The organism is Pseudoalteromonas sp. P1-13-1a, assembly GCF_001401875.1.
Taxonomy (GTDB): Bacteria; Pseudomonadota; Gammaproteobacteria; order Enterobacterales; family Alteromonadaceae; genus Pseudoalteromonas.
On the sequence record NZ_LKDV01000018.1, the window covers coordinates 61,523 to 75,265 of the forward strand.

Annotated in this window: 13 protein-coding genes; 4 read left to right on the forward strand and 9 right to left on the reverse strand. The window is 38.6% G+C overall.

The annotated features are described in order from the left end of the window. Positions 1-22: 22 nt before the first annotated feature. Entirely contained in the window at positions 23-205 is a 183-nt protein-coding gene (locus AN391_RS12395; protein ID WP_024032566.1) for a hypothetical protein, read from the reverse strand. A gap of 189 nt (positions 206-394) precedes the next feature. Next, positions 395-1,720 carry an OprD family outer membrane porin gene (locus tag AN391_RS12400; RefSeq protein WP_055015687.1) on the reverse strand — a complete coding sequence of 442 codons (1,326 nt, stop codon included), beginning with the start codon at positions 1,718-1,720 and terminating at the stop codon, positions 395-397. A gap of 272 nt (positions 1,721-1,992) precedes the next feature. Here AN391_RS12400 and AN391_RS12405 point away from each other — a divergent pair, with 272 nt between their 5' ends. The 3 genes from AN391_RS12405 to AN391_RS12415 are packed head-to-tail and all read left to right on the forward strand — an operon-like array spanning position 1,993 to position 5,166. Further along, on the forward strand, positions 1,993-2,664 hold the full coding sequence (locus AN391_RS12405) for a response regulator transcription factor (RefSeq protein ID WP_055015688.1): 672 nt from the start codon (positions 1,993-1,995) through the stop codon (positions 2,662-2,664). Continuing rightward, positions 2,657-4,102, forward strand: a complete 1,446-nt coding sequence (locus AN391_RS12410) for a sensor histidine kinase (RefSeq protein ID WP_055015689.1) — start codon at positions 2,657-2,659, stop codon at positions 4,100-4,102. Before AN391_RS12405 ends, AN391_RS12410 begins: the two co-directional genes overlap by 8 nt. Beyond that, positions 4,099-5,166: an ABC transporter substrate-binding protein gene (locus AN391_RS12415; protein WP_055015690.1), complete on the forward strand. Its 1,068-nt coding sequence runs from the start codon at positions 4,099-4,101 to the stop codon at positions 5,164-5,166. The genes AN391_RS12410 and AN391_RS12415 overlap by 4 nt, the downstream gene beginning before the upstream one ends. 63 nt (positions 5,167-5,229) lie before the next feature. Here AN391_RS12415 and AN391_RS20895 read toward each other — a convergent pair whose 3' ends face one another. Then, complete coding sequence (locus AN391_RS20895; RefSeq protein WP_268795575.1) at positions 5,230-5,352, reverse strand: hypothetical protein; 123 nt, start codon at positions 5,350-5,352, stop codon at positions 5,230-5,232. A 125-nt stretch (positions 5,353-5,477) separates the two neighbouring features. On the opposite strand from AN391_RS20895, the gene AN391_RS12420 reads away from it, so the two are divergent. Next, complete coding sequence (locus tag AN391_RS12420; RefSeq protein ID WP_055015691.1) at positions 5,478-5,675, forward strand: AlpA family transcriptional regulator; 198 nt, start codon at positions 5,478-5,480, stop codon at positions 5,673-5,675. A 35-nt stretch (positions 5,676-5,710) separates the two neighbouring features. On the opposite strand, the gene AN391_RS12425 is transcribed toward AN391_RS12420, so the two are convergent. From AN391_RS12425 to AN391_RS12450, 6 genes are all read right to left on the reverse strand, one after another. Continuing rightward, positions 5,711-7,630, reverse strand: a complete 1,920-nt coding sequence (locus AN391_RS12425; protein ID WP_055015692.1) for a hypothetical protein — start codon at positions 7,628-7,630, stop codon at positions 5,711-5,713. Between the two features lie 380 nt (positions 7,631-8,010). Continuing rightward, positions 8,011-9,486, reverse strand: a complete 1,476-nt coding sequence (locus AN391_RS12430) for a protein kinase domain-containing protein (RefSeq protein WP_200910096.1) — start codon at positions 9,484-9,486, stop codon at positions 8,011-8,013. 1 nt (position 9,487) lies between these two features. After that, a complete protein-coding gene (locus AN391_RS12435; protein WP_200910097.1) occupies positions 9,488-10,075 on the reverse strand; it encodes a hypothetical protein in 588 nt (195 codons plus the stop codon). After that, complete coding sequence (locus AN391_RS12440) at positions 10,068-11,750, reverse strand: ATP-binding protein (protein WP_055015694.1); 1,683 nt, start codon at positions 11,748-11,750, stop codon at positions 10,068-10,070. Before AN391_RS12440 ends, AN391_RS12435 begins: the two co-directional genes overlap by 8 nt. After that, positions 11,750-12,910 carry a hypothetical protein gene (locus AN391_RS12445; RefSeq protein ID WP_055015695.1) on the reverse strand — a complete coding sequence of 387 codons (1,161 nt, stop codon included), beginning with the start codon at positions 12,908-12,910 and terminating at the stop codon, positions 11,750-11,752. The genes AN391_RS12440 and AN391_RS12445 overlap by 1 nt, the downstream gene beginning before the upstream one ends. Further along, complete coding sequence (locus AN391_RS12450) at positions 12,907-13,743, reverse strand: hypothetical protein (protein WP_055015696.1); 837 nt, start codon at positions 13,741-13,743, stop codon at positions 12,907-12,909. Before AN391_RS12450 ends, AN391_RS12445 begins: the two co-directional genes overlap by 4 nt.

The following is a 13,743-nucleotide window of genomic DNA, read 5'->3' on the forward strand; positions in this document are numbered from 1 at the left end:
AATTTAAATGAGCAGTAACGGGTTAGTTATTACTTAAAATAACCACGCACTCTTGCACTTGCTCTTGCTTACTTTGCAAAGATTGAGGGGCAAAATTAGTATTACTTGTTGCACTAGCAGCCGTGGCTGTTTGGTGGCTATTTGCACGAAAGTGAATGGCTCTCGGCGTAGGTTTTAACTGAGGTGTAGCGTGTGTTGAGTTCATCGTTTCGCCCTTTCAATGCAATTAAAAACAAGTAACGTCGTTATCAAAACGTTGCCCGTTTTTTAAGAGTAAGGAGCCAAACTGTCACTAACCTGTCACGAAATAAAAATTGATTAAAAAATAACTTTTAAACATTAAAAAACGCGCAGCATTTTCATGCTGCGCGTTAAAAGCCAATCGAAGGGGCGTTTAAAACTTAATGGTGTAATCCACATATACACGGTGATCTGCTCTGTCTCCTTTTACACCATCAACACTGCCGGTTTCATCTGTGGTGTAATCTAAAAATAACCATCGTAGGCTTAAGCCTTTTACAGCCGCTACTTTGTAGCGTGTATCAATAGCCCAGTATTTTTCATCGGCTGTGCCACCTGCTTTACCTAAGCTTGAATTTTCTGCATCGCTGCCGCTGGTGTAATAAAATTTTGTGGTTAAACCCGGTGCCACCGCTTTTAGGTCAACACCTAAGCGAGCCTGCCAAGTTGACTCATTTTGGTTTGTTAAATCGGCACCAATCAATGAGCGCGTGGGAAATGGGTTAGTACCGTGATCGCCACTAAAGTTATCTTCAATCCAAGCATCGTTCACTTTGGTAAATGCGGCGCCTAGTGTCCAAATATCTTTTTTCCAATTGGCATCTAGGTAATAGGCAAAACCATCGTTTTCACTTTTAGTAACGCCTGAAACCGCATCGAGTGCATCTTCATCATCTAAATCGCCACCCTCTGCGCCGGTTACAAATAAATCGCCATCGTCTTGTGAGGTAAACACGCCACTTGAAAGGGTTAACTTACTTTGATCGAGCTTAATAGCGTAACTGCCTTTAAGCCCAAGCTTTGATAAGTAGTCATGAGAATTTAAATACTCTGCGTCTATTTTTAGCGCATCTTTTTTGTAGCTTGCGCCCACACCCCAAATAACACTAATTGCGCCGTTATCTGACTGGTCGGTAGAAAAATCTTCCCACTTGTCGTCGTGGCGGCGGCTCCATTTATCGTAGGCGTAACCATATACTTTGGTATTCCCAAACGTGTAGTCACCAAATACGCCTCTAAAAGTATTGGGAATTGCGCGACTACCTGAGCTTTTTAACAACATGCTTTTGGTTTTTTGCCCGCCTATTTTTACATGGCCATTGTCGCCAAGTTTAACGTCGATAAAATATTGACCAAATTTAGAAAAACTATCGTCAACGCCGCCTTTTTCATCCCCTGCGGGTAAAATATTGTTTTGTGCGCTGCCGGTTGAGTTGTAATTAAGTACCGTATAAGTAGAGACACCCATGCTAATTAAGTCATTAAAATAGCCCGATTGATAATTGAGCTCTATGCCTTGTGCAAACGTTGAGTCATCGCTGGCGTCGTTATCGTAATCGCGGTCAAAGTAAATTGACCTTAGCTTAATATTAAATTCGTCTTGCTCTGTAAGCCCATTAAAAGAAGCATACGAAGGAATAGAAACACAAGTTAATACTGCGCCTGTTACTGCAAATATTTTAGAGAACCGTTGAGCCATAGTTGTCTCCGCTACCTTGTTTAATTAAATTTATAGTTGTGTGTAGTGTGTATCAGTTTATTCATGTTGCAATTTACACGGCAAACCTGTCACAAACCTGTCACAAGATAATTACATATTAGGCAATTGTATTTTTTAGCTATTAAATTAAAACTATAGCTTATCTTGCTATAAACGAAGGCATTTGCGTATTGTAAACGTTGCAGTAATTGTTTAGTGTCTTGCACAACTTAAAATTATATTTTTTAATTGCGACTTTGCGGGTGTGCTTAATGAGAATTTTAGCAGTTGAAGACGACGAAGTGTTAGGAGAAGCAATTTGCCAACGCTTCACCAAAATGGGCCAAGGTATAGACCTTGTAACCAGTGGTGATGTGGCTAATTCGCTGTTAAAACGCCATGAGTACGACCTTATTTTACTTGATTTAAACTTGCCCAATTTAAACGGTGAGCAAATATTAAAAAAGCTCAGGGCTCGCTCATCAAATACGCCTGTATTAATTTTAACGGCACGCGCTCAAGTAGAGCACCGTATAGAATTACTCGACTTAGGCGCCGACGATTACCTCACTAAACCCTTTGATTTTGGCGAATTAGAAGCCCGTTGCCGCGCCCTACTTAGGCGTAACCAAGGCCTTGGTAAAGACATTATTAGTTATGGCAACCTCGATTTTGACCGAAAATCATGCACGGTCACTATTGCTAAAGAACTTATTGATTTAAAACAACGCGAATTTAGATTACTCGAAATATTTTTAACTCATCAAGGTAAAGTGCTTAATAAAGATGAGTTACTCGATCACTTATATTCGTTTGACGACTCACCTAGCCCTAACGCCATAGAAACCTACGTAGCAAGGCTTCGTAAAAAGCTGGTAAATAGCAGTGTCGATATAAAAACACTGCGCGGTTTAGGCTACCTTTTAGCACAGTGTAATGAATAGCAAAACCCTCCCCTCTATTCGCCGACAGCTACTTACAATAACCATTACTCTAATGGTTATAATCACACTTATTACCTATTTTATGGCTAATAATTACAGTAAAAACGCCGCCCAAATTTCATACGATAGGCTACTTGCCAGTGCTGCTTTACAAATATTTGAAAATACCCACATTGATTACCACGAAATTATTGTTGATTTACCCAGCGCTACATTCGAAACTCTTTCGATGGCCTCAAATGACAGATTGGTGTATCAAATAACGCAAAATCAAGGGGAGCACTTAACCGGCTACAAAGGCTTATACCAACACATTTTGCAAAAAGCCAACACTCAGTGGCAACGTACAGAGTATGACCCGCGAGATAACCTACTGATACAATTTTGGGAAGGTGATTACAAAGGCGAAAACTATCGCTTTATTTTACTCTCAGATAAGCTTTATGAAGTGGGTGAATCGTTCGATGTAAATATTTTAATAGGCCAAACAACCCAAGCGCGCGATCAGCTCGCCTATGAAATGAATTTAAATGTTATACAAATGGTTATTTTGACTTTCGCAATCGCAATAGTGCTTATATTGCTGGGAGTGAATCAAATTTTGCGCCCTATTTACAGTATAAATAAAAAAATACGCAAACGTTCTCCTACTGACTTACGCCCGATTGACATGTCAGTTCCTAAAGAAATGGCCGATTTAGTGTCAACCATTAACCATTTTATATCACAATTAGAAGTCTCGCTTAATCATTTAAAACGCTTTACCGGCGAAGTGGCCCATCAAATAAGAACGCCCCTTGCAGGCCTTAAAAGCCAAGCGCAAAATGCCATTGAAGAAAGCGATGAAAAAATAAGAACAGAGCAGTTAAATCGTGTTTTATACTCAACAGATTTACTCGACAGCACCGTGACCCAACTGTTAAACCAAGCAACCCTTGCGCATCGTTTTCATAGCCAGCCATTAATAACGCTTTCGTTGCCGGAGCTGGTAAAGTCTGTGTGTAGAGATGTTGCGGTATCGGCGATTCAACGTGGCGTGATCATCACATATCAGGGTGATGATAACTTAATGATTAGTGGCGATTCGTTTGCACTTAGCCAAATGCTACGCAACATTTTAGAAAACGCGATTAAATTTAGCCCGCAAAATAAAGAAGTAAATGTGTCTACCGAGCTTCATAGTACAGATAGTGGTTACATAGCCCGTTTATGTGTGGCTGATCAAGGTGTAGGTGTACCCGATGCGCAAAAACAACATGTGTTTGAACGCTTTTACAAAAGTAAAGGCGACCCACGTGCTGGCAGTGGTTTGGGATTAAGTATTGCAAAGGAGGTGGCAGAACATCATAAAGCAGAGATTAAGCTGCTTGATAACACCCCGTCAGGGCTTATTTTTGAAATAAACTTTCCGCTCATGCTAACAGAGGACGAACATTGAAATTTTTATCGCTGATTTATATTGCCGTTGTTTTTACGTGCTTTGTAGGCTCGCCATTCGTTGCTGCAAAAACTCCTTTAGTATTTCCTGCACAAAGCGAAAACAAGTCAGTACTAAAAATATATGGCGGCGCCGATAAAATGGAAATTGCCCCTTTTTTATCGGCCTTTCAAAAAAAGTACCCATTTGTACAAGTTGATTATTATGAGCTGAGTACCTTCGAAGTGTATAGCGAATTTTTAGCCGACGTTAATAACCCGCCCGACGTTTTATTAAGTTCAGCAATGAATTTGCAAGTAAAGCTAGTTAACGATGGCTACGCACAGCCTTACAGCTCTGAGCAAACAAATAAACTCCCCGCATGGGCTAAATGGCGCAATGAAGTGTTTGGCTTTACTTATGAAACCGCGGTAATTGCATTTAATAAAGAATTTTTAGGTGAAGAGGTCGCACCAAGTAGCCGCAACGAATTACTTGAACTCATACGTAGGCGCAGTGACAAAATTAAAGGCCGAATTGGCATTTACGATATTACTCAAGTGGGTATAGGCTATTTGCTGTGGGCTCATGACCGCGAGCAAAGCTCCAGCTATGGCCGAATGCTTGAATCGTTTGGCTATCACAGTACGCGTGTATTTAGACGCAGCGCCGACATACTCAAGGCCCTTTCAACGGGTGAGCTCACTGTTGGCTATAACATATTAAGCTCTTATGCGCGCACCTGGGCGGCGCAGCACCCTAATATTATTGTAGTGCAACCTAAAGACTACACCTCGGTTATTATGCGCAGCGCCATAATTCCTAAACACGCAAAAAATGTTATTGGCGCACAGCTGTTTATTGATTATTTAGTGTCTGTACAAGGACAAACAGACATGGCTAATTTTACTAACTTTGAACCAATTAACAATGAAGTACGTGTAAAACAAAAACATTTACTTGATATATCAGAAGGTCAGCTTCGCCCCGTCCCCCTTGGCATAGAAATATTAGTGATAGATGATCAGATGAAGCGCCAAATAATCATTCAAGAATGGGAAAACGCGTTATTTGAGTACCAATGAGCCAATGGGCTTAAAAGTACATTTGCCAATTTATTAATATTTAAGCCTAAAACTTTTCACTCCCTATAGTAGCGCTTTAAACCCTTGATTGATTTGCTTTTGAGCGATTATGTAAGCCGCTGCTTCAAGTATTTGTTCATCACTTACAGGGTGATCAAATTCGTATAGTGACTTGTTATTTTGCATTGTTATGCCCTCTTAATGGTTTATGCAAAATAGTGATGTATATGTTTAACGTTTTTGTTTCGCCTCAGTAAAAAATTACTACCCCCGGAAAGGATATGTACTAATAACCTAACCGGAGAAATCCCATGCGTTTAATCAAATTAAAAGAAGTTTTACATATCACAGGCTTAAGCCGCTCAACTGTTTACCGCTTTATGAGTGCTGGTGGATTTCCAATGAAAGTTGAGCTAGGTGGTAACTCTGTAGCCTGGGTAGAAAGTGAAGTTGAAGAATGGATAAGTGAAAAAATTGGGAAAAGGGACACTATAAATACAGCAGCTTAAAATGCTACCCCATAGCGGGGTAGCTTTAATAAAGCCTACTGGCTTAATTCATAGCAAAGTCTAAAGCCGGTTTTTACTCCTTTATATTTGCCAGTACAATCTCGCGGACCTGATGCTCTTATTACATGAGCGTCACCATAAAAAGAGGTTAAACTTGCTGAACGAATACTTACGCCTTCCAACAACCATTCAGCAAAAAAGTTCGAGTCTATAAATTTTAACCCGTTCTTTTCAAAATTAGATAAACTTTCAGGAAAGCGTAGTGTTAATGCATCAAAGTCACTCTGACTCATATAAGGTGGATGATTTGGGTATTGCTTGCCGTTAGGTGTATAAAAGGTCATATAGCCACCGCTTTTAAAGCTGGCATTTGTCCCTAAGTCGTTATCCCTAACAGTTAAGTACTCGTCGTATGCTAGTAATCTTAGTGGTACGTTTGTTTCTTTTTCTGCCCAGCTAATATAAGCCAGCACATCATAAAAAGTACATGTTGCGGCTAAATTTTTATCAGCCTCACTATTTAATGGGAGTAATGAGTCGCCTTTTCTGGTAGCAAAATATTCATGGTTTTTATGTAAAAAATCATTTAGTTCATCTATGGTTATAAGCTCTGAAACCATTAGCTCTTTTTCGGCTAGCTTAATCTTTTTAAAGCCATGTAGGCGCTTATTCGAGCCGTGGCTTTCAGTAATATAATCACCAGAAGCTTCATAATAATTCTGAAGTATTACATGCTGCCCTGGGTAATTTTCCGTCAAACCACCATTGCCATAGTAATGCTGTTCAGCTAAGTGGCTATCTAATTCACGATTACCTTTATAGTTAAAGTACTCCCAACGCTTAAAACGGTAGTCTTCAACAAAACTTGGTATATCAGCTCGTTTTAGGTAATCGCCATATATTTGATGTGAAAAAACCTTATCTCTTTGGTTTTTAATTACTAAGTCATAGTTACCATTATCATCAGACAAAAATATAAGATTGTCGTTATAAGGAATGACATGTACCCACCCCTTGCTTGATTGCTGAAACCTTTGATTTAATAATTTCTGTATAAATTGCGCTGACTTTATATATGTCTCAGATTCATCCGAAGACATGCTATTTTCATAATAGACCTCAACATCTGAACCGAAACCATGCTCGTAGAAGTTTGTAAGGTTGTTACCAAGTAAGTTGTAGCAACCATTTACTTCAAATTGATTACTGATAATGATTAAATCTGAAATACTCACCATCACTTCTTTATATTCAGAGGTTTGGCTGAAAACTATACTTGAAGTATCATCTGCAAGGTCAAAGATAGAACGAAGGTTTTCTGCTCGTCTCTTAGTAAGAGGAATTTTTGCATTAAGATCTAAAGATAATAATTTCTTAAAGCGCTCTTCATTAAGGTCTACAAAATAGTGTTCCTTCATAGCCTCAATATATTTATCAAGTTCAAAGCTATCATCACAAAAGAGCTTAATATGCAGCTTTTGAATAAAAATATTTTCCCAATATTTATCTTTAGCTAATACTTCATAAAGATCATGCATATCCCAGGCTAAAACACCTGAAAAATCGAAGTCGTGGCCAGTAAATAACTTGCTCGGCATCTGCCCTTTTGTGTAAAACAGTCTTTCAGATACTTGCTGGTGGGTAAATTGCGTGTAGCCTAATTGCATTCCACGGTATTTATGCTCAAGTAAATTAGCTCGTTTGTGCAGGCTATGCTTTGCCATAAATGGTTTAAGCTTGTCTTCAAACTCTTTTTCGTAGTTAGCAAACCCCCCCTTAATACCGAGGCTTTTCGCTAGTATATTAAGCTTTGTGGTATGAGATATTTTTTCTCTGTCTCTGATAGTTTTTTTAGCTGAGTATTTTAAGCTTTCTGGTGTTAAACCAGTTACAGGTACTATATGAAATTTTTCTAAAGGGATGTATGTAGTTGGAACTATAGTATTGTTTTTCATTCTATAACCTTAAGAATAGTTAAAGCCCCGTTGTTTATTTTAAACGGCGTACTTCTGGCTACTAAGTCCAAGAATGAAGTGTATATCGTAGGTGTGATGTAAAACGATTCGAGTGCTTTGTTTTGTAAGAAGTACATTACAAACCGCAGGTAAGCCTCTGCCCTAGGAATGCACCTTATTATGAAAGTATTTATTAGTCAATGATTTCTTAAAAGTCATTGACTAATAAAAGTGATGTCGATTCTTAGGGATGCTTTACTAACAGTAACTTAGAGTCGTAAACTTGCTTTTAACCCCTATATGATGCCTTTCTCTTAACGATTTTCTTGGTTAAATAAAAATACGATTACTGTTAAAGAGATCCCCTAGATTGACTAAAGTCACATAACCCCTAAAGCCCTAAATTTTTCCATTTGAGTATTAGCCCACAGATCATCGCCACTAACTTTACGATATACCTTTAAATAAGCTACGGCCTTTTGCGGCTGCCTTATTTGCTCATAAGCTAGCGCTAACCGTTTTAAAATTGATGGTTTTCGTGGATATTGTTTATTTAAATTAGTAAGCAATTCGATAGCTTCGTCATACCTAGATTGCAAACCGCACACAGAGGCCTTTTTTAATAACATCTCTGGCTTGTTTAATTCACCTCTAGCTTCAATATCTTCAATCACTTTATTGGCATTTAACACATCTTTGTTTTTCAAATAGGTATTGACTGATAACTCTCTAAATTCAGTACCTAAGTAGTCATTTAAAGATATGCACTCTGAGTTATTGCTTAATACGTCAACTATTTCAAAGTACCTACCACCTCGATATAGCGCTCTTACTTGTGCTAAAAGCGCATGATAATCCTTACTTGAATCAAACTCAGCTCTTGCTACTTGTGCTGCTTCAACGTATTTTTCATCTTCAATTAATTTAAAAGCATATGAGGACCAGTCACCTTGCTCAGAGCTATGAGCTGATAACGCAACGGCAGGCTCAAAGTTAGTCTGTGCAAAACGGACAACTTTTAAGTCAGCTAGCATATCGTCTATGCTTTCCCATCTATCTGATGAGTTAACACTTAAGGCTTTGAAAATGAATTCTTCAAGCTTTCCTGATACTGTTTTATTGAGCTCACTAGGCTTTGGAAAAGGTAAATTTCTATATACAGCACTTGGCGTATCATGAGGTGGCCTCCCAGTAACTAACTGGTACATAAGCACACCTAAGCTGTACATATCACCACGAATCAATTCTAAAAAACTACCTTTTCTTTCTGAACAATCAGCGTACTCAGGTGCAGAATAAAGTACAGTACCGCCATTTTGTCTGCTACGAGCATATATCTCTTCTGGCAAAGCTGAGCTACCAAAATCAGTTAGCTTAACTTGATCACCGCTAATCAAAATATTATGAGGCTTTAAGTCACCATGTGATACCGGCTTTTCCAATTCAGATAAGTGTTTAACACCTAAAAGAATTTGCTCATAAATTTGAAATATTTGTTTGTAGGTTTTGGCAAAACCGCTTTCGCGATCTTCCAGCAACTGGGCAAGGCTTCTGCTAGGAAAATATTCCATTTCAATACCGTACCATTCTCTTTCTGGTGGTATTCTCCCCATCCAATATATTTGAACAACATTTTCGTGTGATGGAACGCCTAAGAGATCTTGTCCCTCACGTAAACTGCTATCAGAGGCAGAACAATCTTTTGGTATTTTAACAGCTACTATTTGGTTATCTTCTATCCTTTGCGCACGCCATACCCAGCCATGGGTGCCATCACCTAATTGCTCAAGTAATAAATAGCGATCGCCCAGTTTCATATCACTACTAGGCATAAAATAATGTTTTGATTTCGCCACTTTATCCTCTCTTAATTACATCGACTAACCGATGCGTACCTTGCTTGTCACTTTGAAATACAAAGTTTAGTATCAGCAATTGTCTAGTATCACAACCTTCAACAAATTCGCCGTTTGATAATTTAAAACCTTGTTCAAATATTGTTTTCAAGTTTTTATTATCAGGTAATGTTTTTAAGCCATTGGTCCAGTAAGCAAGAACCACAAATTCAGGTTGTAACTGCCACCGTCTGTGGGCTAGCAATAAATTCTTAACTTTATCTATTAACTTTTTTTGATCTGAATTTGTACCTGAGTAGCGTTCAAACTCTACAACCAAATTAGGTTTTTGTGTTTGTTTATCAAACCAAACAGCATCTGAGCGAACATCATGATTACTTGTTATGGCATAAGTTAAAGGAGCTGGAACTTCTACAACACCGGAAAAGCCAAGGTGATGCCCCAGCTCCATCCAATAACTACAACCTAAGCTGTGAATAAGCGTATCATCATCTTTTATTCCCCAATCACTCATCATTGGAAATGCGTGTTTAACGAATTCACTATTTTCAATTGTCTTTAATACTTTTTCTTGAAGTGAGTTATTCACTAAAAGTACCCCAAACATTTAATACTTCAGGCGACTCGCCACCATGTACTAAGGCTTTAGAACCAACTTTAACTAATAATGGTGCAGGTATGGAGCGACCACAAATCAAGGCTTCACCAGTTGATAGACTAGGTAGCTCTTCTAAGTCGGCTTTACTTACCATATCTGATGCTTTAGTAATAAACCGTTGATCGTCAGGGTTCTTAAGGCGCATTGTGATCAACGTATTACATTGCGATGTTACATCGGCATCGAGCTTTGATGGTCGTTGACTAACAATGCCAAAACCAACACCAAATTTACGCCCCTCACCGGCAATTTTTTTAATGATCCTGTGGCTCACAGCTTTACCACCAGCTGGAGCAAAGTTATGCCCTTCTTCATAAACTAAGAAGCTTGGACGTGTTTTATCTGTTTTGCTTGAGGCTGCTCTTAATATTTCACTTGAAAGCAAACCACAAATAACTTGCTTAGCGGTATCACTTAAACCTTGTAAATCAATGACAACTAAACGACCTTTTTTATCACTCGGGCGACCAATCATTTCATAGATATCAGTTGGCCCACTTAACTCAGATGAATAGAAACTTTGTGCTTCATTTAAAACGCGAGATAGCTTCATTGAAGCAACAGCAGCAGAACGACCATTTAATGCTTGTGCTTCAGCACTACTTAAATCATCCCACTTCTTAACTTCTTCAATACCATCACCTAAGAAGAATCTCAGTTTATTTATATCCCTAGGTTCAACAGTTTCCACTGTACGCCAATAACGAATTGCTACATCTAATACTCGTTGTTGTGGCTCTGTTAACCCAGGTAATATTTCTGAAATATCATCCATTTCAAACTTATCAAACTGAAGAGCTAATACCTTGTTTTTATTTGCATACTTTTGACGGAAGTTATCCATTTGCGGTGTATATATTTGAATACCAGCATTTGAAGCTTGTAGCTTTTCCATCATGTGCTTAATTTCTGGTAAAGATTTTTTATCGCGTTCATCTTCAGTATCTAAATGATCGCCAAATTGTAAGTTACCGCCTTGTAGCGCTCTGCCATATTCACCATGGGGATCAAATACAACAACAGTGCCATTATTTAACGCAACCAAACGTTCAATTATTCGGCCTACAGTGTAAGATTTACCAGAGCCAGTCATCGCTAGAATAGCCATATGCTCAGTAACTAGTTTATTTACATCTAAATAGACTGGAACTGTATTTTCACCATGCTCATAACCAACCAAATTACCAATATGTAAGCTGTTTTGCTCATTAAATTCATAGAAGTCACTTAAGAATTGATAATCAACAGTCTCGACTTTTGAGCCTGGATCAAGTGGCCTACGTGGTATTTTAATTTGGTTAGTTGTTGCATCTTTATAACCTACTAAATCAATAGTCGCGTACACATGCTCACCAGTAATTTCAGCACCAGGCAATAACTCAAGCTCAGATACAGAGTTACCAAAACCAGAGTTAAACAACATATTTGTTCGTTGAATCGAAACAATACGGCCAAGTACATGAGTTACAGGCTCATCCTGACGCTCTTGATGTCGAATCCTAACAAACTCACCTCTTCTTCCTGAAAACGAACTGTTTAATACCATGTGTAAATTGTGCGGCTCGCCGGTATTACCTACTAATGTCCCTAAAACTTGGTGCTTCATTATAATTCTCCATCTAAATCTGATAACCAAACATCTTCAACTTCTCTTGATTTAAGTGCTGACTGAATATTTGATTTATAAAACTTCACAAACTGGTCTAATTGTTTCAATTCTTGTTGGGCCAACTGTATTGGCAGCGGGTAAGCCCTTTGTCCACCAACAGCCATTAAACACATTAATTGACCACACAAAACATCTAATGCCTGTGAATCCCAGTCTGGCTCATCACCTGCTAATTGAACTAGGCGAATACCGGTACTATTACCACCTTTAAAATGAAAACCAACTAAACCATTTTCGGCTGCCTGTTTAGGCTCCATACGGTCTTGATTCTCTGCAATTCTAAAAGCTGCTGTTCGAGTAAAACTACTTAAAATACCATTTATAAAGCGCTGTTCACCAATACTTGAGAGGCCTTTTAAGTGAGACAAAATATTACCCGCTGCTTGTTGGTCTATATCTTCACTGGCAAGTAATTGAGAAAGTCCATCAGGGGTTCTTAAATCTTGTTTAGCAATGTATAAAATTGCGCCAAACTTTTCAGAAGCAATACCAGCTAATATAGGTCCTTCTTTGTTCCAAGGATAAAGATTTTCTTTATGGGTTAACCAAAACTGATCAATTACAGCTAAGGTATCATCATAAGTTTTACGATATTCGGTATGCTCGGGTGCATCCTTTAAGGGAGCCATATCGCGGCCAAGAAACAACGGACAATCGAGCAATATTAAATCAACAGGTTCACCATTGAGTAATCGTTGCTCAGCAAGTTGGTAGGCTTGTTTTATTTGAATTAGAGCTAATCGCTTTGACTGGTTTACAAAATCAATATCATCAAGTTCTGTAGTACTATTTTGCCCTGATGTCGCCACAGCATTATCTTTTATCGTCAGCTCAAGGCTCACCGCAGCACTCGCGTATAAAAAGCCACCTAACGTTTTTTGTGTAGCACTACGGGTCGCAATACCTGCAACTTTAATATTTAGCGGGTTTGGCCGTTCAATCGGTTTAACTAAACCTGCAGATACAAATAAAGGCGCTAACTGCTCTAAATCCCTTATTTGCTGTAAAAGGCGACCAACAGTGCCTGGCATATGCAACTGAGTTTGCACAGCTAATGTTTGTGCCAAACTACGATTAGTTGTACCTAAACTACTCATGGAGCCATCCTTTTTAATTCATCAGCATAAAGCTTATACGGGCTTGCCATTAAGGTATCCTCACCTGACTGGCTTAAACTCCCGTCTGTAAATAATTGGTGCGTTTCAATATCAGTTAACGCATTAATTAAACTTTCATCATTAACATTAAATAAAGCTAACCGCTTCACTCTCTCTATCAACTGTGTGCCTAACTCAAAGCTTTTACCATAAGCACAACAAAGCAATACATGATGCGCATCTTGTAAAATTAGTTGTTCCTTTTCACTAGTTGAATCCTGTTCGCTTACTTTAGCAATGCCAGCAAAATTAAATAATGCTTCAAACCAACCTTTCACTGCTTCAATTTCATCCAAACAAGTTAAAGACCAAAGCGGTAAAGACGTAACAGCAAACTGGCCTGACGTAGCATGCTGTTTAAAGAACAAGGTATTCAAAGAGCCATTCTGCCAACTATGACCTAATGAACGCTCAAACTGACAAGTTATAGCCTCAAAAACATATTTAACTTCGTCACATAAACTAGCAGCTAAACCTTCACCTACTAAACTTTCACTTTGTAGTTGTACCTGCCAATCTAAATTGGCTGAAACCAAGCCATCGTTAAATGGTGGGATCAACAGCAACTGACGACCCGGTAACGCTAACCATTCTCTAAATCCACCTTGTTGTTCACTTGTCAGTTTCTGCCAATTTTGGCCAAACATCAGTAATGATCCACAATCAGGAAGCGCTTCAATATCAGCTAGTACCTCTACTGGCAAAATATCAGCGATGACACTGCCACGGCGATGAGTTGCTAATTCTCCAACTAAATAGGTATTAATAGTCAA

Coding starts and splice junctions, on each gene's coding strand:
- AN391_RS12405 (WP_055015688.1), top strand. CDS start 1,993: ATGAGAATTTTAGCAGTTGAAGACGACGAAGTGTTAGGAGAAGCAATT.
- AN391_RS12410 (WP_055015689.1), top strand. CDS start 2,657: ATGAATAGCAAAACCCTCCCCTCTATTCGCCGACAGCTACTTACAATA.
- AN391_RS12425 (WP_055015692.1), bottom strand. CDS start 7,630: ATGAAAAACAATACTATAGTTCCAACTACATACATCCCTTTAGAAAAA.
- AN391_RS12400 (WP_055015687.1), bottom strand. CDS start 1,720: ATGGCTCAACGGTTCTCTAAAATATTTGCAGTAACAGGCGCAGTATTA.
- AN391_RS20895 (WP_268795575.1), bottom strand. CDS start 5,352: ATGCAAAATAACAAGTCACTATACGAATTTGATCACCCTGTAAGTGAT.
- AN391_RS12445 (WP_055015695.1), bottom strand. CDS start 12,910: ATGAGTAGTTTAGGTACAACTAATCGTAGTTTGGCACAAACATTAGCT.
- AN391_RS12395 (WP_024032566.1), bottom strand. CDS start 205: ATGAACTCAACACACGCTACACCTCAGTTAAAACCTACGCCGAGAGCC.
- AN391_RS12440 (WP_055015694.1), bottom strand. CDS start 11,750: ATGAAGCACCAAGTTTTAGGGACATTAGTAGGTAATACCGGCGAGCCG.
- AN391_RS12420 (WP_055015691.1), top strand. CDS start 5,478: ATGCGTTTAATCAAATTAAAAGAAGTTTTACATATCACAGGCTTAAGC.